General features: G+C 60.5%; 16 protein-coding genes. 2 read left to right on the top strand and 14 right to left on the bottom strand.

The genetic code is table 11. The features are described 5' to 3' along the window. Window positions 1-36 precede the first annotated feature (36 nt). The 13 genes from QOL84_RS01025 to leuC form a co-directional block, all read right to left on the bottom strand. Complete coding sequence (locus tag QOL84_RS01025; protein WP_007913461.1) at window positions 37-597, bottom strand: CvpA family protein; 561 nt, start codon at window positions 595-597, stop codon at window positions 37-39. Window positions 598-695: 98 nt separating this feature from the next. Then, the gene (locus QOL84_RS01020; protein WP_129394707.1) at window positions 696-1346 is read right to left on the bottom strand and encodes an SPOR domain-containing protein; all 651 of its coding nucleotides are present in this window, start codon (window positions 1344-1346) and stop codon (window positions 696-698) included. Further along, window positions 1330-2637: a bifunctional tetrahydrofolate synthase/dihydrofolate synthase gene (gene folC, locus QOL84_RS01015; RefSeq protein ID WP_283435835.1), complete on the bottom strand. Its 1308-nt coding sequence runs from the start codon at window positions 2635-2637 to the stop codon at window positions 1330-1332. Before folC ends, QOL84_RS01020 begins: the two co-directional genes overlap by 17 nt. After that, window positions 2634-3554, bottom strand: a complete 921-nt coding sequence (gene accD / locus QOL84_RS01010; protein WP_283435834.1) for an acetyl-CoA carboxylase, carboxyltransferase subunit beta — start codon at window positions 3552-3554, stop codon at window positions 2634-2636. Before accD ends, folC begins: the two co-directional genes overlap by 4 nt. 227 nt (window positions 3555-3781) lie before the next feature. Beyond that, window positions 3782-4402: a phosphoribosylanthranilate isomerase gene (locus tag QOL84_RS01005; protein WP_283435833.1), complete on the bottom strand. Its 621-nt coding sequence runs from the start codon at window positions 4400-4402 to the stop codon at window positions 3782-3784. 65 nt (window positions 4403-4467) lie between these two features. After that, window positions 4468-5358, bottom strand: coding sequence for a tRNA pseudouridine(38-40) synthase TruA (truA, locus tag QOL84_RS01000; protein ID WP_372238451.1), 891 nt, complete (start codon window positions 5356-5358; stop codon window positions 4468-4470). A 159-nt stretch (window positions 5359-5517) separates the two neighbouring features. Further along, on the bottom strand, window positions 5518-8172 hold the full coding sequence (locus QOL84_RS00995) for a motility hub landmark protein FimV (protein ID WP_283435832.1): 2655 nt from the start codon (window positions 8170-8172) through the stop codon (window positions 5518-5520). A 208-nt stretch (window positions 8173-8380) separates the two neighbouring features. Further along, window positions 8381-9391 (bottom strand): aspartate-semialdehyde dehydrogenase, encoded by a 1011-nt coding sequence (locus QOL84_RS00990; RefSeq protein ID WP_283435831.1) that lies wholly within the window; start codon window positions 9389-9391, stop codon window positions 8381-8383. Between the two features lie 251 nt (window positions 9392-9642). After that, window positions 9643-10755 carry an aspartate-semialdehyde dehydrogenase gene (asd, locus tag QOL84_RS00985; RefSeq protein ID WP_129394714.1) on the bottom strand — a complete coding sequence of 371 codons (1113 nt, stop codon included), beginning with the start codon at window positions 10753-10755 and terminating at the stop codon, window positions 9643-9645. A gap of 66 nt (window positions 10756-10821) precedes the next feature. Then, on the bottom strand, window positions 10822-11904 hold the full coding sequence (gene leuB / locus QOL84_RS00980) for a 3-isopropylmalate dehydrogenase (RefSeq protein ID WP_283435830.1): 1083 nt from the start codon (window positions 11902-11904) through the stop codon (window positions 10822-10824). Between the two features lie 54 nt (window positions 11905-11958). Beyond that, the gene (locus QOL84_RS00975) at window positions 11959-12726 is read right to left on the bottom strand and encodes a class I SAM-dependent methyltransferase (protein ID WP_283435829.1); all 768 of its coding nucleotides are present in this window, start codon (window positions 12724-12726) and stop codon (window positions 11959-11961) included. 133 nt (window positions 12727-12859) lie between these two features. Next, entirely contained in the window at window positions 12860-13504 is a 645-nt protein-coding gene (gene leuD / locus QOL84_RS00970; RefSeq protein ID WP_007913445.1) for a 3-isopropylmalate dehydratase small subunit, read from the bottom strand. 10 nt (window positions 13505-13514) lie between these two features. Continuing rightward, complete coding sequence (gene leuC, locus QOL84_RS00965; protein ID WP_283435828.1) at window positions 13515-14933, bottom strand: 3-isopropylmalate dehydratase large subunit; 1419 nt, start codon at window positions 14931-14933, stop codon at window positions 13515-13517. A gap of 140 nt (window positions 14934-15073) precedes the next feature. Between leuC and QOL84_RS00960 the strand changes: the two genes are divergently transcribed. Further along, a complete protein-coding gene (locus tag QOL84_RS00960; protein ID WP_064389123.1) occupies window positions 15074-15958 on the top strand; it encodes a LysR family transcriptional regulator in 885 nt (294 codons plus the stop codon). A gap of 74 nt (window positions 15959-16032) precedes the next feature. After that, window positions 16033-19311, top strand: a complete 3279-nt coding sequence (locus QOL84_RS00955; RefSeq protein WP_129394718.1) for a PAS domain S-box protein — start codon at window positions 16033-16035, stop codon at window positions 19309-19311. Window positions 19312-19369: 58 nt separating this feature from the next. Here the strand turns inward: QOL84_RS00955 and QOL84_RS00950 are convergent, their stop codons facing one another. Then, window positions 19370-20329, bottom strand: a complete 960-nt coding sequence (locus QOL84_RS00950; protein WP_283435827.1) for a tRNA dihydrouridine synthase — start codon at window positions 20327-20329, stop codon at window positions 19370-19372. Window positions 20330-20461 lie beyond the last annotated feature (132 nt).

Raw genomic sequence — 20461 nt, 5'->3', positions numbered from 1 at the left:
GCAACCCCTACTTAATGGATCTGAACTGAACAACACTCACTGAGGCGTTTTCGCCGACGGCAAGAGCTGCTCCTTGAACGGAATATCAGCGGGTACGCTGATTCCGCTGGCAAGCCACTGACTGCTCCACCCAAGGATCAGGTTTTTGGACCAATCGGCGACCAATAGAAATTTTGGTACGAGCTGTGATTCTTTCCACCACCCGTCCTGCTGTACCGGCCCCAGGCTCAACAGCCCGACCGCCACGACCACCAGCAACACGCCACGCGCTGCGCCGAAGGCCATGCCGAGGAATCGATCGGTCCCGGACAACCCGGTGACGCGAACCAACTCGCCGATAAGATAATTGATCATTGCGCCCACGATCAGTGTGGCGACAAACATGATGGCACAGCCCGCGATCACGCGAGCCGATGGGGTTTCGATGTATCCGGCGAGGTACTCGGACAATGAGCCACCGAACATCCAGGCGACGACTCCTGCGATGATCCAGGTCACCAGCGATAATGCTTCCTTGACGAAGCCGCGGCTCAAACTGATCAAAGCGGAGATGGCGATGATTGCAACGATCGCCCAGTCAACCCAGGTAAATGGCACAGTGCAGCCTACAGACGGATAAGGCGGCGCATTTTAGCAGAGCGCATGCCTCTCGGTAAGCTGCGATTGTCAGTGCATTTCAATCGAGGCGATAGTTTTCAGCCACGCTCAGGCTGGAAGCGCACGACGAAACCCTTGAGGTTCTGCTGACGACCCAACAGATCACGCAGACGATCGGCTTCGGAGCGCTCGATCAGCGGCCCGACAAACACCCGATTCTTGCCGTCGGCCGAACGGATATACGCGTTATAGCCTTGGCTGCGCAGGGTTTTCTGCAAGCTCTCGGCACTGGCACGGCTCGACAGGCTCGCCAGTTGCACCGACCAACTCACCGACAGGCCGTTGGCATCGACGCGGCTTTGCGTGGTATCAGGCTTGCTCGACGCAGCCGCGATCGGCTGGGCAGGCGCCGGAATCGACTTGGCCACCGCAGGCGGCGCAGCAGGCTTGGTGATCATGATGGGCGCCGTCGGCGTTGCTGCAACGGGCGCAGCAGGCGCCGTGTCTTCGGCGACTTCTTCATCCGTTGGCACTGGCTCTTGCGGCAAGGCTTGCGGTTCAGGCACGGCCACCGTTTCCATTTGCACCTGCGGCACAACGGGCGCCTGTGGTGCGGCCGGGGCTTCGACAGTCACTTGACGCTGCTCATCCTGACGGGAAAACAGCATCGGCAGGAAAATCACTGCCAGCGCCACCAGCACCAAAGCGCCAACCATGCGCTGCTTGTACGCTTTATCCAGCAAAGCCATTTGCCGCTTCCTCCGTGGAGTGCCGGGCCAGCCATTCAAGGGCCTCGGCGACACAATAAAATGATCCGAACAACAGAATCTCGTCGTCGCTGGTAGCTACTGCACACTGCCCTTCCAGCGCGTCGGCGACACTGTCGTAAGACGTGACGGACGCGCCAAGGTTGTGCAGGGCCGCATGCAACTCACTCACCGGGCGCGCACGCGGCGAATCCAGTGGCGCCACGGCCCAGTGCTCGACACTAGCATTCAACTCGCCGACAACACCATCGAGATCCTTGTCCGCCAGCAGCCCGAACACCGCCAGGCGCTTGCCGACCGGTGGCCGCGAGGCCAGACGACGGGCCAGATATTCGGCCGCATGCGGATTGTGCCCAACATCCAGCAACAAATTCAGGCGCTTGCCGTTCCAGTCGAACCCGCGGCGATCGAGACGTCCGACCACACGCGTCGCTTGCAACGCCGCGACGATCTGCTGCGCATCCCATGGCAAACCAAGCAGCAGATAGGCCTGCAACGCCAGCGCGGCGTTTTCCATCGGCAGATCCAGCAGCGGCAAGTCATGCAGTTCAACCGCTTGGCCCTGCGCATCGGTGCCACGCCATTGCCAATACTGATCAGTGATGCCGAGGTCGAAATCTCGCCCGCGCAGGAAGAATGGACAGGCCAGCTCATGCGCCTTGTCGAGCAACGGTTGCGGAGGATTCAGATCGCTACACAGCGCAGGCTTGCCCTGACGGAAGATCCCGGCCTTTTCGAAAGCCACGGATTCACGGGTGTCGCCCAGGTAATCGGCGTGATCGACGCCAATACTGGTGACCAGCGCGATGTCGGCATCGACCACATTGACCGTATCCAGACGCCCGCCCAGACCGACTTCGAGCACCACTGCGTCAAGTTTTGCCTGTTGAAACAGCCAGAACGCCGCCAAGGTGCCCATTTCGAAGTAAGTCAGGGAAGTGTCGCCGCGGCCGGCCTCGACCGCAGCAAAGGCTTGGCACAGCTGTGCGTCAGTGGCTTCGACGCCATTGAGCTGCACCCGCTCGTTGTAACGCAGCAGGTGCGGAGAATTGTAGACACCAACGCTCAGGCCCTGCGCGCGTAGCAAGGAAGCCACGAATGCGCAGGTCGAACCTTTGCCGTTGGTGCCGGTGACCGTAATCACCCGAGGCGCCGGCTGGCCCAGCCACATACGGGACGCTACCTGTTGCGAACGCTCCAGGCCCATGTCGATGGCCGACGGATGCAACTGCTCAAGGTAGGCGAGCCATTCGCCAAGGGTGCGCTCGGTCATAGGCCAGCAGGTACCGGCGGAACCACGATCGGTTCGATTGGCGCCGCGACGAATTTCGGCGTCGGCTTGCCAGTCATCTGTGCCAGCAGGTTACCCAGACGCGGGCGCAGTTCCTGACGGTGGATGATCATGTCGATCGCGCCGTGCTCCAGCAGGAATTCGCTGCGCTGGAAGCCTTCCGGCAGTTTTTCACGTACGGTTTGCTCGATCACACGCGGACCGGCGAAACCGATCAGGGCTTTCGGCTCGCCGACGATCACGTCGCCGAGCATCGCCAGACTGGCGGAAACGCCGCCGTAGACCGGGTCGGTCAGCACGGAGATGAACGGAATGCCTTCCTCACGCAGACGCGCCAGTACAGCCGAGGTCTTGGCCATCTGCATCAGCGAGATCAGTGCTTCCTGCATGCGTGCACCGCCGGAAGCGGCGAAGCAGATCATCGGGCAACGGTTTTCCAGCGCGTAGTTGGCAGCACGTACGAAGCGCTCACCGACGATGGCACCCATCGAACCGCCCATGAAGGCGAATTCAAAGGCCGAAACCACAACCGGCATACCCAGCAAGGTGCCGCTGACGGAGATCAGCGCATCTTTTTCGCCGGTCTGCTTCTGTGCAGCGACCAGGCGATCCTTGTACTTCTTGCCGTCGCGGAATTTCAGACGGTCAACCGGCTCCAGATCGGCGCCCAGTTCGTTGCGACCTTCGGCATCGAGGAAAATGTCGATACGCGCACGTGCGCCGATGCGCATATGGTGGTTGCACTTAGGGCAAACGTCCAGGGTCTTTTCCAGCTCCGGGCGATACAGCACAGCCTCGCAAGACGGGCATTTGTGCCACAGACCTTCAGGCACCGAGCTCTTTTTGACCTCGGAACGCATGATCGAAGGGATCAGTTTGTCTACTAGCCAGTTGCTCATGCTTTCTTTCTCCAGTACCGGCGGTTCGAACGCTCTGGTTCGCAACCCCGCGTATGCCCTTCAGCTAAATTCATGTGTGTGGCGATGGTGCCTGGGTGACCACGGTCAGCGCGAAACATGACCTGCGTGCCCTCCAGAAACCCTCAGCCGCGCCTGCTTTGTGCAAGTGCATTGATGGACGGCGGCAGACTGCCAGCCGTCACATCAATATCGGAACCGGCAGGTCCCTATATTCCTTTTACGGCGTAAATGAATGCGCGAATCTTTGCGTGATCCTTGATGCCCTTGCTCGCCTCTACCCCGCCGCTGACATCTACCGCGTAAGGTTTTACCCGCGCCACGGCGCCTGCGACATTTTCCGGCGTCAGACCACCCGCCAGAATCAGCGGTTTGCTCAAGCCTTGCGGAATCAATGACCAGTCGAACGCCTCACCGGTTCCGCCGGGCACGCCTTCAACGTAGGTATCGAGCAAAACGCCACTGGCGCTCGGGTAAGCATCGACGGCAGCAGCGATATCATCGCCAGCCTTGACCCGCAGCGCCTTGATGTACGGACGATGCCAGCCCTCACACTCTTCGGCGGTCTCGTCACCATGGAACTGCAGCAAGTCCAGCGGCACGGCGTCGAGGATTTCCCCCAGCTCGCAGCGGCTGGCATTGACGAACAGGCCCACCGTGGTCACGAACGGCGGCAGCGCCTTGATGATCGCCCGCGCCTGTTGCACCGACACTGCGCGCGGGCTCTTGGCGTAAAACACGAATCCGATCGCATCCGCCCCGGCCTCGACGGCGGCCAGCGCATCTTCCATGCGGGTAATCCCGCAGATCTTGCTGCGAACGGCTGACATGTCGAGAAAAACTCCAAGGCAAAATCCGGGAAAGTCCCGGATGGTAACAAAAGCGTTCGAGGGCGTCAGCCGTCCAGTTCGGAGAAACCCGTAAGGAAATGTGGCCCGACAAAACGCTCGGGCAACGGGAACTCATCGTGATACTCGACCTGCACCAGATACAAGCCGTACGGATGCGCGGTCACCCCACCGGAGCGGCGCTCACGGCTTTCGAGGACTTCCTTCATCCACTCGACCGGACGCTCACCCGCGCCAATGGTCATCAACACACCGGCGATGTTGCGCACCATGTGGTGCAGGAAGGCATTGGCGCGGATATCGAGCACGATCATCTTGCCGTGACGGGTCACGCGCAGGTGATGCATTTTCTTGATCGGCGACTTGGCCTGGCACTGACCGGCGCGGAACGCACTGAAATCGTGAGTACCGATCAGGTGCTGCGCCGCCTCGGCCATGCGCTCGACATCGAGCGGGCGGTGGTTCCAGGTAATTTCTTCGTTGAGATGCGCCGGGCGGATCTGATCGTTGTAAATCACGTAGCGATAACGCCGGGCGATGGCTTTGAACCGCGCATGGAAATGCGCCGGCATCACCCGCGCCCAACTGACGCTGATGTCATGGGGCAGATTGATATTGGCGCCCATCACCCAGGCTTTCAGCGAACGATCGACCTGAGTGTCGAAATGCACCACTTGCCCACAGGCATGCACGCCGGCGTCAGTGCGCCCGGCGCACTGCAACGAAACCGGCGAGTTGGCGACTTTTGACAAGGCTTTTTCGAGCTCTTCCTGCACCGTCTTCACACCCGTCAGCTGACGCTGCCAGCCGCTGTAGCGCGAGCCTTTGTACTCAACGCCCAGTGCAACGCGGTAAAAGCCGTCGGGGGCCAGTTCGGCGACCGGGTTATCTATGTTTGCCAAGGTGGGACAGCCTGCTGTTTTTGCAAAGGCGGGCATTATAAGGCCTCAGGATCAAAAGATCGCAGCCTTCGGCAGCTCCTACACAGAAATCCGCATTCCCCTGTAGGAGCTGCCGAAGGCTGCGATCTTTTGACCTTGAAAACCAAAAAAAACGGCAGCCTTTGTGGGCTGCCGTTTCGTTTACCGCTGGACTGATTACAAGCTCGAGAGCATTTCCTTGGCCTCGCCACGCTGCTTCTCGTCACCCTCGGTCAACACTTCGTTGAGGATGTCACGCGCACCGTCGCTGTCGCCCATGTCGATGTAGGCCTGAGCCAGATCGAGCTTGGTCGCGGCTTCATCGGTGCCGGCAAGGAAGTCGAAATCGTCTTCGCCCAGATCGCCACCCATCGCTGCATCGGCTTCGGTGAAGGTCGGCTCGGCAACCGATTGCGACAGGCGATCGAGCTCAGCATTGACGTCATCCAGCTCCGCTGAGAAGGCATCAGGCTCAGCCGCCGGGTTACTGTCCATTTCGTCTGCCAGCGACAGGTCGAAATCAGCCGGCAATTCCAGATCATCCTGCGGCAAGTCGGCCACGACCGGTGGTTCTACCGGCGACAGGTCTTTCACGCCCTCGTCCAGATCCAAGAGGAAATCGTCGTCCGCCAGGTCAACCGCTGGAGCTGGAGCCGGATCAGCACCGAGGTCCAGATCGAGGTCGAAGTCCGACAAATCGTCGAGGTTCTCTTTGATCTCGGTCTGCTGTTGCAGCACCGACTCGAAGCTCAGGTCGTCGTCCGACGGAAATTCGTCCAGCTCGACCGGCGCCTCAGGCTCAACAACCGGCGCGGGTTCTACCGGCGTGATGTTGTCGAGATCGTCCAGGCTCAGGTCAAACGCGCTGTCGAGATCGTCTTCCACTGGCGCCGGCGCCGGTGCTTCAGGCTCATCCAGCAGCAAGTCCTTGACGTATTGCGCGTCCAGCTCGGCAGCGACGGCGGCAGCCGCCAGACCGGCAGCAGCGACGACGGCCATGGCCGGGAAGCGGCTTTTCAGTTCTTCGACCTTGGCAAAGTTGTCGCCGTTGGCCACCAACTGACGCTCCTGGCCGACGAACGCATCGCGATCGCCCTGCTGACCATAGACTTCCATCAGTTTCAGGCGCAGGTCACTACGTTGTGGCTCTAGGCTGACGCCCTCCTCCAGCAACGCCGCAGCCTGATTCAGGCGACCGGCATTGATGTGCGACTGCGCCTTGTCGAGCACGTCATCGGAACGCTCGGCGGCCGGTGCCACCAGCGGCGCAGCAATCGGTTCGGCCATTACCACGGGCGCCACGACTGGTGCAGGAGCCGGAGCCGGGGTTGGCGCCGGAGTATTCAGCTTGACGCTGGCGGCAGGTGTTTCCAGACCTTCGAAGCTGCTTTCCGGCAGATCCTGTTCGGCGGAGAACTCTTGCTCTTCGGCCAGCGCACGCGCCATGCGCACGTGCTTCTCGGCTTCCTGCTGAGCTTTGCGGCGACGTGCCAGCAACAACAGCAGGAGCAGCAGGACCACCGCACCGCCACCGATCAGCCCCAGCAGGATCGGATTGGTCAGCAGTTCGTTGAACGTCTTCTCGTCATCGACCGCAGGTGTCGGCGCGACCACCGGTTCGGCCGGTGTCTCGACCGGTGGTGCGATCGCCGATTCAGGCGTCGGCGATGCCGCCGCAGCGTCTGTCGGCGTCGCAGGTGGCGTGGCAGCCAATTCGGCGGTGATCGCCGGAACCGCTGCTGCCGCACCATTCGCCGCTGGCGCTGCGCCCGAACCTTCGGCCTGCAACTTCGCCAGTTGATTGTTTTTCAGCTCGATCAGCTTTTGCAGTTTGTCCAACTGACTCTGCAGATCGGTCATGCGGCTTTTCAGTTCCTCGTTGTCACGACGGGTCGTGTCGAGGCTTTCCTGGGTGACCGCCAGTTTGTTGCTCAACGCCTTGGCGTCGCCCGCCGGGCCTTTACCGCGACCTTTAGCGCTTTCGGCAGAGACCAGGCTGAGGTTGTCCTGAGCGTTTGATGCAGCACCAGTGTTCGCCCGGCCGCGATTGGTCGCATCGAGCTGCTGCTGGCCGCTGCCCGGCTTGGCCACATAACGACGGCCCTGACGCCAGGCTTCGTTCTGCGCCGCCACTTCGGCGATCGCTTTGTTCTGCGGCAACGCGGTACTTTGCACCGCGTCCGGCAGTCGCAAAACCTGACCGGTTTTCAGACGGTTGATGTTGCCGCCGATGAACGCGTCCGGGTTCAGCGCCTGAATCGCCAGCATGGTCTGCTGCACCGAACCACCGGTGCGCGCCTTCGCGGCGATTTCCCAGAGGGTATCGCGCGGCGTGGTGGTGTATTGCGTCGGGTGCGTGGCGCCAGTGGTCGGCGCAGCGATGGTCTGCGATGGTGCCGGTTGCGCGGCGGCATCAGCGGTCTGCGGCGAGAACTTCGACGGATCGAGCAGCACGCTGTAGTCGCGCAGCAGACGGCCGTTCGGCCACATCACCTGGACGAGGAATTTCACCATCGGTTCCGACAGCGGCTTGCTCGACGTCACGCGCAGCACGCTTTTGCCGCTGGCGTTGAGCACCGGGGTGAAGGTCAGATCGTTGAGGAAGGCCTGGCGATCAACGCCGGCCTTGGCAAAATCTTCGGCTGAAGCCAGGCTCGGTACCACTTCGGCAGCGGTGAGATCCTTGACGTCGAGCAGCTCGATTTCAGCCACCAGCGGCTGGTTCAGGGTCGACTTCAGGGTCAGCTCCCCGAGCCCGAGGGCATGCGCCATACCGGAGGACAGCGCCGAGGCGGCCGCTATTGCTAACACCAGTTTGCGAACTTGAACCATAGCCTCATCCTTTGTTTGAACGTTCCTCGGCCAGCGAGAAGATATTGATTGTCGCTGCCGTAAGGCATTGCGCGCGACGACGACAGATGTCGCGCGCGATCATTTCTTTGATGCCCCGGAAAGTCCCGGAGGGTGACACGTTATCAAGCGCTCCGGGCAAGCATAGCGCTCACCTAGAATCAGTCGACAAATTGTTGCCAAGTATCTTTTACAGCAGGTCTTTTATCAACAATTCAGCCACCTGCACAGCGTTAAGGGCTGCACCTTTGCGTACGTTATCTGACGTCAGCCACAGATTAAGTTCCGCCGGGTCGTCGACGCCACTGCGCACGCGCCCGACGTAGACAACATCCTGACCCACTGCGTCACCGACCGCTGTCGGATAATCACCGGCCTCGACCAGCTCGATACCCGGCGCATCTTCGAGAGCGGCGTTGACCTTTACCAGGTCGACAGCCTGCGTTGACTGCAAGGTCACGCTAAAGCTATCGCCAAAAAACACCGGGGCTTGAACGCAAGTTGCGGAAATCTTTAATGAAGGCAGCGCCAGCACCTGGCGCAACTCGCGCACCAGACGTTTTTCCAGCAGCGTGTGGCCCTGCGCGTCAGGCGTACCGACCTGTGCCAGCACGTTGAAAGCCATCTGCCGATCGAAGAAGGTTGGCTCCAGCGGACGCATGTTCAGCAACTCGGCGGTTTGCCGCGCGAGTTCGGTAACGGCTTCGCGGCCTTGGGCGGAAACGGCCAGATTGGCGGTGACATGCACCGATTGCAGGTCGAGCAGATCGAGCAGCGGCGCCAGCACCACAGCCAGCGAAGTGGCCGACGGGCTTGGGCTGCTGACCTGGAACGGCGCCTTCAAACCGGCGAGCCGGGCGGCATTGGCCTCCGGAACGATTTGTGGCGCCTGATCGGCCGGCAGCGCGCCAGACAGGTCGATCAGCGAGCAACCGGCAGCCTGCACGCGGGCGGCATAGCTCAGAGTGATCGCCGGGCCGGCGGCGAAAAACACCAGTTTGACCTTGCTGAAATCGAACTCGTCGACTTCGCGAACGCGCACGTTCTTGTTGCGGAACAGCAGCGAACTGCCGGCGGATTCGCTGCTCGCCAGCAGGTGCAGATTACCGACCGGGAAGTCGCGCTCTTCGAGAATCTGTACGAGGGTTTCGCCGACAGTACCGGTGGCGCCGATTACGGCAATATCTAGGGTCTGGGTCATGGTGCGAGCCTCTGGCGAAACGGGGGGAGCGGCACTTTACCGGGTGACCGCCGCACAGGCAATTTCTGCCGGGGATTTGCGGTGCTTGCACCGGCCCCTTCGCGAGCAGGCTCGCTCCCACATTTAAAATGCATAACCCCTGTGGGAGCGAGCCTGCTCGCGAAGAGGCCAGACTAGGCAACCGAGAAATCCAAGGCATAAAAAAACCCGCACCTCTTTCAAGGCGCGGGCTCTTTCATTGCATCAAACGATCAACGCTCAAGCAAAATCCGCAGCATGCGACGCAGCGGCTCGGCCGCGCCCCACAGTAGCTGGTCGCCAACAGTGAACGCGCCGAGGAACTGCGAGCCCATGTTCAGTTTGCGCAGACGACCGACCGGAACATTCAGGGTGCCGGTGACCTTGGTCGGGCTCAGCTCCTGCATGCTGATATCGCGCTGGTTCGGCACCAGTTTGACCCAAGGGTTGTGCTGGCTGATCAGCCCTTCGATGTCGGCGATCGGCACGTCTTTGTTCAACTTGATGGTCAGCGCCTGGCTGTGGCAACGCATGGCACCGATGCGCACGCAGATGCCGTCGACCGGGATCGGGCTCTTGAAGCGACCGAGAATCTTGTTGGTCTCGGCCTGGGCCTTCCACTCTTCGCGGCTTTGGCCGTTCGGCAGTTCCTTGTCGATCCACGGGATCAGGCTGCCAGCCAACGGTACGCCGAAGTTTTCGGTCGGGTACGCGTCGCTGCGCATGGCGTCGGCCACGCGACGGTCGATGTCGAGGATCGCGCTGGCCGGATCGGCCAGTTGATCGGCGACAGCAGCGTGGGTCGCGCCCATTTGCTTGATCAGCTCACGCATGTTCTGCGCGCCGGCACCGGAGGCCGCCTGATAGGTCATGGCGCTCATCCATTCGACCAGACCCGCTTCGAACAGACCGCCCAGGCCCATCAGCATCAGGCTGACGGTGCAGTTGCCGCCGATGTAGTTCTTGGTGCCCGCGTCGAGCTGCTGGTCGATAACCTTGCGGTTGACCGGATCGAGAATGATCACTGCGTCATCGTTCATGCGCAGGCTGGAGGCCGCGTCGATCCAGTAACCCTGCCAGCCGGCTTCGCGCAGCTTCGGGAACACTTCGCTGGTGTAGTCGCCACCCTGGCAGGTCAGAATCACGTCGAGGGTCTTCAGCTCGTCAATGCTGTAAGCATCCTTGAGCGGAGCAATGTCCTTGCCCACGGACGGGCCTTGGCCACCGACATTGGAAGTGGTGAAAAACACCGGCTCGATTAGATCGAAATCCTGCTCTTCCAGCATCCGCTGCATGAGCACGGAACCGACCATCCCGCGCCAACCGATCAGACCTACACGTTTCATCGCAACTACACCTTCTTGAAAAGTGGGCCGCTGCTTTGTATTGAATTTCGCAGCGGGCCCGAGAGATTACAGATTCCGCAGCGCGGCGACTACTGCGTCGCCCATTTCCTGCGTACCGACTTTGGTGCAACCGGCCGAATAGATATCACCGGTGCGCAGCCCTTGATCGAGCACGACGCTGACGGCTTTTTCGATGGCATCGGCGGCGTCCTGCAGATTGAAGCTGTAACGCAGCATCATCGATACCGACAGAATGGTCGCCAACGGGTTGGCGATGCCTTTACCGGCAATGTCCGGCGCCGAACCGTGGCAAGGCTCGTACATGCCCTTGTTGTTGGTGTCCAGCGAGGCCGACGGCAGCATGCCGATGGAACCGGTGAGCATCGACGCCTGGTCGGACAGAATGTCGCCGAACATGTTGTCGGTGACGATCACGTCGAACTGCTTCGGTGCGCGCACCAGCTGCATGGCGGCGTTATCGACGTACATGTGGCTCAGTTCGACTTGCGGGTAATCCTTGCCCACTTCTTCAACGATTTCACGCCACAGTTGGCTGGACGCCAGCACGTTGGCCTTGTCCACCGAGCAGAGCTTCTTGCCACGCACCATGGCCATGTCAAAACCGACGCGAGCGATGCGGCGGATTTCGCTTTCGCTGTACGGCAGCGTGTCGTAGGACTGACGCTCGCCGTTCTCCAGGGTGCGGGTGCCGCGCGGTGCGCCGAAGTAGATGCCACCGGTCAGCTCACGGACGATCAGGATATCCAGACCGGCAACGATTTCCGGCTTCAGGCTCGAAGCCTCGGCCAGTTGCGGGTACAGAATCGCCGGACGCAGGTTGCCGAACAGGCCCAGTTGCGCACGGATTTTCAGCAGGCCGCGCTCAGGGCGGATGTCACGTTCGATGGTGTCCCATTTCGGACCACCGACGGCGCCCAGCAGAACAGCGTCGGCAGCGCGGGCGCGGTCGAGGGTTTCGTCGGCCAGCGGCACGCCGTGCTTGTCGATGGCAGCGCCACCGATCAGGTCATGGCTCAGCTCGAAACCCAGGCTGTACTTGTCGTTGGCCAGCTCCAGCACCTTGACCGCTTCGGCCATGATTTCAGGACCAATACCGTCACCTGGGAGAATCAGAATCTGCTTGCTCATGCTTTCCTCGTGTCTTCAGTCGGTGCGCCATCTTAGGCGCGCCCGGAAAAATTCTTAGCACTCAGCCATCAGTACGATCACATCTGTACTGAACGAGCCGTCGGCATCAATCTCAAAATATTCGCGCACTTCGTTGCCCATCGACTGCTGCAACTGGCGGATCGCCGCGCGCATCACTTCAGGCGTGCGCATGCGTTCAACCCAGCTTGTGTATTCCAGACGCAGGCGCTGGCGCGTGGTACTGCGCACATGCAAACCGGCCTCGCTGACCTGACGCAACCATTCAGCGCCTGAATAATCGCGCACGTGGCTGGTGTCGCGCAGCACTTCGACGCTTTGCAGGTAAGTGTCGAACAACGGACTGCCCGGTGACAACACATCAACGAACGCCGCCACACCGCCCGGTTTCAGCACCCGACGCACTTCGCGCAAGGCCACACCGAGATCGCTCCAGTGATGCGCCGAATAACGGCTGAACACGAAGTCGAACTCGCCATCGGCAAACGGCAGACGCTCGGCGGCGCCGTTGACCGTGGCGATGTTGCAGATGTTGCGATCAACGGCAGCGGCGGCAACCACATCGAGCATTTGCTGCGACAGGTCGTAAGCGACCACTTCCTTGACCAGCGATGCCACATGAAAACTGACGTGACCGGCGCCGCAACCCAAGTCCAGCACGCGAGCCTCGCCCTGCCCGGCCAGTTGAGCCTGTAGCAGCGCGAATTCGGTGCCTTGAGCGTGAACGGCGCTGCTCAGGTAGGCGGCGGCCTGTTCACCGAATTGCTTTTGTACGACCTGGGTGTGTTGGGCGGTACTGGTCATGGGACTTCCTTTTTAGGGTGAGTCTTGTGGTGCTTTTGAGGGCCTCATCGCGAGCAGGCTCACTCCTACATTTGGAATGCGCTCCCCTGTAGGAGTGAGCCTGCTCGCGATGGCGCCATTCGCCATACGCAAATTATGCGTCGCGGAACAACCACGGCTGGCTAACCCGATGCTTGGCCTCAAACGTCGCAATCGCATCACCGTCCTGCAAGGTCAAACCGATATCGTCCAGACCGTTCAACAGGCAATGCTTGCGAAACGCATCGATCTCAAAGCTGTAAACCTTGCCATCCGGACGCGTCACGGTCTGCGCTTGCAGATCGACCTGCAATTGATAACCCGGCTCAGCCTCGACCTGCTTGAATAACTCATCAACTTCAGCGTCGCTCAAGATGATCGGCAGCAAGCCGTTCTTGAAGCTGTTGTTGAAGAAGATGTCGGCGTAGCTCGGCGCGATGATGCTGCGAAAACCGTATTCTTCCAGCGCCCACGGCGCGTGTTCACGGCTGGAGCCGCAACCGAAGTTCTCGCGAGCCAGCAACACGCTGGCGCCTTGATAACGCTCGGCGTTGAGGACGAAGTCCTTGTTCAGCGGACGCTTGGAGTTGTCCTGATACGGCTGGCCGACATCCAGATAACGCCATTCGTCGAACAGGTTCGGACCAAAACCGGTGCGTTTGATCGACTTCAAGAATTGCTTCGGAATGATCTGGTCGGTGTCGACGTTGGCACGATCCAAAGGCGCGACAAGACCAGTGTGCTGGGTAAAAGCTTTCATGCTGCGCTCCTTAAATCAATTCGCGAACGTCGATGAAACGACCGTTCACCGCTGCCGCCGCCGCCATGGCCGGGCTGACGAGGTGGGTACGGCCACCAGCGCCCTGACGGCCTTCGAAGTTACGGTTGGAGGTCGAGGCGCAATGCTCGCCTGACTCTAAACGGTCCGGGTTCATCGCCAGGCACATCGAGCAACCCGGCTCACGCCATTCGAAACCGGCTTCGAGGAAAATCTTGTCGAGACCTTCAGCTTCAGCCTGCGCCTTGACCAGACCCGAACCCGGCACCACGATCGCCTGCTTGATGGTCGAAGCGACTTTACGGCCCTTGGCGATCACCGCCGCAGCGCGCAAATCTTCGATCCGCGAGTTGGTGCAGGAACCGATGAACACGCGATCCAACTGAATGTCGGTGATCGCCTGATTGGCGGTCAAACCCATGTATTTCAGGGCACGGACGATCGAGTCGCGCTTGACCAGATCCATTTCTTTGGCTGGATCCGGCACGTTTTGGTCAACGGCCAAGACCATCTCGGGCGAAGTGCCCCAACTGACTTGTGGCTTGATCTGCGCAGCGTCGAGTTCAACCACGGTGTCGAACTTGGCGTCGGCGTCGGAGACCAGGTCTTTCCAGGACTCGACGGCCATGTCCCATTCCGCGCCTTTCGGTGCAAACGGACGGCCTTTCACGTAATCGACGGTCTTCTGATCCGCAGCCACCAGGCCAACACGGGCGCCGGCTTCGATGGACATGTTGCAGATGGTCATGCGGCCTTCGACGGACAAGTCGCGGATCGCGCTGCCAGCGAATTCGATGGCATGGCCGTTACCGCCGGCGGTGCCGATCTTGCCGATCACCGCGAGGACGATGTCCTTGGCGGTCACGCCGAACGGCAATTGCCCTTCAACGCGCACCAGCATGTTCTTCATTTTCTTGGCGACCAGGCACTGGGTGGCGAGCACGTGCTCGACCTCGGAAGTGCCGATACCGTGGGCCAAGGCACCGAACGCGCCGTGGGTCGAGGTGTGCGAGTCGCCGCAGACCACGGTCATGCCCGGCAAGGTCGCGCCCTGCTCCGGGCTGATCACGTGGACGATGCCTTGGCGCACGTCGTTCATCTTGAACTCGACGATGCCGTATTCATCGCAGTTGTCGTCGAGGGTCTGAACCTGCAAACGCGAGACCTGATCGGCAATGGCTTCGATGCCGCCCTTGCGCTCTGGAGTCGTTGGTACGTTGTGGTCCGGGGTCGCGATGTTGGCATCGATGCGCCAAGGCTTGCGCCCGGCCAGACGCAGACCTTCAAAGGCTTGCGGCGAGGTCACTTCGTGAATGATGTGACGATCGATGTAGATCAGCGCCGAGCCATCGTCGCGCTGCTTGACCAAATGCGAATCCCAGAGCTTGTCGTAGAGCGTTTTGCCGGCCATCAGACGGTTCCTCATCAGCTTGTTTCTATGCCCTGGGCTTTTCAATAACCCTTTGGCTTGTGAGGCCGATCCTATGGGGTTAGATTAAATAACTCAAATTCATATTTTTTATGCTTTGGATAACCAAATGGAATACGAACATGGATCTGGCCAACCTCAACGCTTTTATCGCGATTGCCGAGACCGGTAGCTTCTCCAATGCCGGCGAACGCTTGCACCTGACACAGCCGGCAATCAGCAAGCGCATCGCCGGGCTGGAGCAACAATTGAAGGTACGGCTGTTCGACAGGCTCGGCCGTGAAGTCGGTTTGACCGAGGCCGGCCGCGCCCTGCTGCCACGGGCATATCAGATTCTCAATGTGCTGGATGACACCCGCCGCGCGCTGACCAACCTGACCGGTGAAGTCAGCGGTCGCCTGACCCTGGCCACCAGTCACCACATCGGTTTGCACCGTTTGCCGCCGCTGTTACGGGAGTTCACCCGCCGTTACCCACAGGTCGCGCTGGATATTCAGTTCCTCGATTCGGAAGTGGCCTACGAGGAAATTCTCCATGGCCGCGCTGAACTGGCGGTCATTACCCTCGCGCCGGAACCTCACGCGCTGGTCAAAGCCACGCCGGTGTGGGATGACCCGCTGGATTTCGTGGTCGCCCCGGAGCATTCGCTGATCAATAACGGCGCCGTCAGTCTGGCCGACATTGCCGGTCATCCGGCGGTTTTCCCCGGCGGCAACACCTTCACCCACCATATTGTCCAACGCTTGTTCGAAGCTCAGGGGCTGACGCCGAACATCGCCATGAGCACCAACTACCTGGAAACCATCAAGATGATGGTCTCGATCGGCCTGGCCTGGAGCGTTTTGCCGCGCACCATGCTCGACGATCAAGTGGCGAGCATCGTATTGCCGGGCATACAGCTCAGTCGCCAGCTAGGCTATATCTTGCACACTGAACGGACGCTATCGAATGCGGCAAGAGCGTTTATGGCCTTGCTGGATGCACAAATCGATCTGCCAGGGACATAAGGCCAACTTGTGCTACTCCTATAGAGCCGCTGCCCCTGTGCCTAATGCCACCATCAGCTCAAGGCCTGTTAACGATGCCGAAATCTGTTGACCGAATTCCGCCGATGCCGCGTATTCAGGCCATTGACCCGCGACGATCCGAGCAGAGCTGGGAGAGTGCGCCGCAATTGCTCGCCGCGCTCAACGGCGCGCGGCTCGGCGCCTGGTATTGGGACATTGAGCGCGGGCAGATCAGTTGGTCACGGGGCACCCAGGCCTTGTTCGGCTTCGATCCGCGCCAACCGTTGCCCGAAGACCTCGAATACCTCGACCTGTTGCCGCCGGAAGACCGCGCAAAAACCGTCCGCGCCTTCCACGCCGTCATCGCCGGCGCCCCGCTGGAACAGGCGATGCACCACCGCATTCGCTGGCCGGATGGCAGCCTGCACTGGCTGGAGATCAATGGCAGCCTGTTACCCGACAAGAACGGCCGCCCCCGAATGATCGGGGTGATTCGTGAAATCACCCACCAGCGTCAGCGCGAGCAAGCCCTGAGCAGCTCGGAGAAACGTTTCGCCACACTGTTTCATCTGTGCCCGAACATGGTTCTGCTGACCCGTCAGGAAGACGGCCTGATCAGTGAAGCCAACCAGTATTTTGAAAGCCTCTTCGGCTGGCCGGTGCAGAGCGCGATTGGCCGCACCACGCTGGAGCTGGGGCTGTGGGTGCACCCGGAGCAACGCGCCGAACTGGTCAAGAAAACCAAGGCCAAGGGTGAACTGATCAGCATGGAGGTGCAGTTTCGCGCCAGCAATGGGCAGATTCACGACGGCATACTCAGCGCACAGAAGGTCGAACTCGAAGGTCAGCCGTATCTGCTCAGCACCTTCCTCGACACCACCGAACGCAAAGCCGCCGAACATGCATTGAAGGACAGCCAGGAACGTCTCGATCTGGCGCTGGACTCGGCGCAACTCGGCACGTGGGACTGGCATATTCCCAGCGGCATGCTCTACGGCTCGGCGCGGGCCGCGCAATTGCACGGGCTGGAGCCAAAACCGTTCCACGAGTCGTTCGACGAGTTTTTCGAAGGCGTGCCCGGCGAAGAGCGCGACAGCATGCGCGACGCCTACCGCAGCCTGCGCGAAGGCCCGGCAGGCAATTATCAACTGACCTATCGCGTGCAACTGCCGGACGGCAGCTCACGTTATCTGGAAAGCCGCGCCCGCCTCTACCGCGATGAAAGCGGCGCACCGTTGCGCATGGCCGGCACGCTGCTCGACATCACCGACCAGGTCGAGCGCGAACAACGCCTGGTGGCCTCGGAAGAAAAATTCGCCACGCTGTTCCAGGTCAGCCCCGACCCGATTTGCGTCACGCGCCAGGACAGCGGCGAATTCATCGAGATCAATTCCAGTTTTAGTCAGACCTTCGGCTGGAGCGCCGCCGACGTCATCGGCCACACCGCTGAAGAAATCGGCCTGTGGGACGCCTCGGCGAAAAGCCTGCAACGCATTGAACGGGTGATTCGCGAACAAGGTTTGAGCAACGTCGCGATCATCGTTCAGCACAAGGACGGCCAGTCGCTGACCTGCGTGATTTCCAGTCGGCAGATCAGCGTCGGCGATCAGCCGTGCATCGTCACCACCCTGCGCGACATTACCCAGCAGCAGCGTTCGGAAGCGGCGCTCAAGGCCAGCGAGGAGAAATTCGCCAAAGCATTCCACTCCAGCCCCGACGCGATCACCATCACCGAGCGCGACACCGGACGTTATCTTGAGGTCAACGACGGCTTCTGCCGCCTCACCGGCTATCGCGCTGAAGATGTCGTCGGCAAAACGGTTTATCAGGTAGGTATCTGGGCCGAAGAGAAACAGCGTTCGGCGTTACTCGCCGAGTTGCAGATCAAGGGCCGCGTGCATCATCAGGAAATGCTCGGGCGCAACAAACGCGGCGAACTGCTGACCGTGGAAGTCTCGGTCGAGCCGATCACCCTCAATGAAACCGCCTGCCTGCTGCTGACGGCGCGGGACGTCAGCCTGCTGAAAAACGCCGAAGCGCAGATCCGTCACTTGGCGTACCACGACCCGCTGACCAACCTGCCGAATCGCGCCCTGCTGATGGATCGCCTGAGCCAGCAGATCGCCCTGCTCAAACGCCACAACCTGCGCGGCGCGCTGCTGTTTCTCGACCTCGATCACTTCAAGCACATCAACGATTCGCTCGGCCATCCGGTCGGCGACACGGTGCTGAAGATCATCACCGCGCGGCTCGAAGCCAGCGTGCGCATGGAAGACACGGTGGCGCGCCTCGGCGGCGATGAATTCGTGGTGCTGCTCAGTGGCCTCGAAGGTTCGCGCAACGAAGTCAGCGCGCAAGTCCGCTCGCTGGCCGACACCCTGCGTGAATTGCTCTCGGAGCCGATGTTCCTCGACGGCCAGCGCCTGCAAGTGACCCCGAGCATCGGCGTGGCACTGATTCCCGACCACGGCTCGACCCCGACCGACCTGCTCAAACGCGCCGACATTGCCCTGTACCGGGCCAAGGATTCCGGGCGCAACACTACGCAGATGTACCACAACACCATGCAGAAGGCCGCCAGCGAACGGCTGCGCATGGAGACCGACTTGCGCCTGGCGTTGTCACGCGGCGAATTCAATGTGCACTTCCAGCCGCAGATCGACGCGCGGGATAATCGCATCATCGGCGCCGAAGCGCTGGTGCGCTGGAATCACCCAGAGCTCGGCGCGCAATCGCCCACCGAGTTCATCAAAGTGCTGGAAGACAGCGGGCTGATTCTTGAAGTCGGCACGTGGATCCTCGATGAAGCCTGCGAAGCATTCAAACAACTGATCGCCCTGAAACTGGTCGATCCGTTCAACTTCAGCCTGTGCGTCAACATCAGCCCACGGCAGTTCCGCCAGAACGACTTCGTCGAACGCATCGAACACAGCATGACCAGCCACGGCCTGCCCTGCTCGCTGCTGAAACTGGAAATCACCGAAGGCATCGTCATCCAGAACCTCGAAGACACCATCAGCAAAATGCGTCGTTTGAAAAAGCTCGGCGTGAGTTTTGCCATGGACGATTTCGGCACCGGTTACTCATCGCTGACCTACCTCAAGCGCCTGCCAGTGGACACGCTGAAAATCGATCAGTCGTTTATTCGCGATGCGACGACTGATCCGAACGATGCCGAAATCATCCGCGCCATCGTTGCCATGGCGCGCAGCCTGGAACTTGAGGTGATTGCCGAAGGCGTGGAAACGCCGGAGCAACTGGCATTCCTGCAAGGTTTGGGCTGCCATTTGTATCAGGGTTATCTGCACAGTCGACCGATGGCGCTGGAAGATCTGAAATTGATGCTGGAATAGCGAGCATAAAAAAGGACGCCATTGGCGTCCTTTCTTTGCAGCGGATTTACAGATTTTTTCAGGCCGCTTCAGCGACCGGTAGACCGAGCAAGCGCGAGACATGATCGGGTTCGGTTTCACGGCGCAACACCGTGAACAGCTCGGTCGCTTCGGGATAATTGCGCGTCAGCATCGCCAGCCATTGCTTCAAACGGCCCGGCGATTGCCGCGCGGTCATCTGCGCCTTGGCTTGCAGCCAGAAGTCCTGAATCAACGGCATCAGCTCGGCCCAGCTCATCTCAATGACTTCTTCGCCGGCGCGGGCAGTGGCAATCTGTCTGGCCAGATCCGGGCGCGACACCAGACCGCGACCGAGCATGATGTCTTCGACACCGCTGATTTCGCGGCAACGGCGCCAGTCTTCGACGCTCCAGATATCGCCGTTGGCGAACACCGGGACTTTGACCACGTCTTGTACGCGCGGAATCCACTCCCAATGTGCGGGCGGTTTGTAGCCGTCCATTTTCGTACGGGCGTGAACCACGATGTGTTCGGCGCCGCCTTCGGCCAACGCCGTGGCGCAGACCAGCGAGCCATCCGGGCTGTCGAAACCGAGGCGCATCTTCGCGGTGACCGGAATGTGCGCCGGTACTGCGCGACGCACATGCTCGACGATCTGGTTGAGCAGTTCAGGCTCCTTGAGCAGCACCGCCCCGCCACGGGATTTGTTCACGGTCTTGGCCGGGCAACCGAAGTTGAGGTCGATCACTTCAGAGCCGAGTTCGCAGGCCAGTGCCGCGTTTTCCGCCAGACAGACCGGGTCGGAACCGAGCAATTGCACGCGCAATGGCACGCCGGATGCGGTACGGGCGCCGTTGAGCAGCTCCGGGCCGAACTTGTGGAAGTACGCCGGCGTGAGCAACTGGTCGTTGACCCGAATGAATTCGGTCACGCACCAGTCGATGCCGCCAACGCGGGTCAACACGTCGCGGAGGATGTCGTCGACCAACCCCTCCATGGGCGCCAGAGCAATTTGCATGGGGAAACACTACTTGAAGAAAAAACGTGCCGCAGTTTACTGGATTGCAGCCACAAAGCGGTAACCCCTGTAGGAGCTGCCGCAGGCTGCGATCTTTTGATGTTGTTTTTTAAAGATCAAGATCAAAAGATC

The sequence above is a fragment of the Pseudomonas helmanticensis genome (genome assembly GCF_900182985.1).
In the GTDB taxonomy this organism is placed as follows: Bacteria; Pseudomonadota; Gammaproteobacteria; order Pseudomonadales; family Pseudomonadaceae; genus Aquipseudomonas; species Aquipseudomonas helmanticensis.
This window is presented reverse-complemented; position numbering and strand designations above follow the sequence as displayed.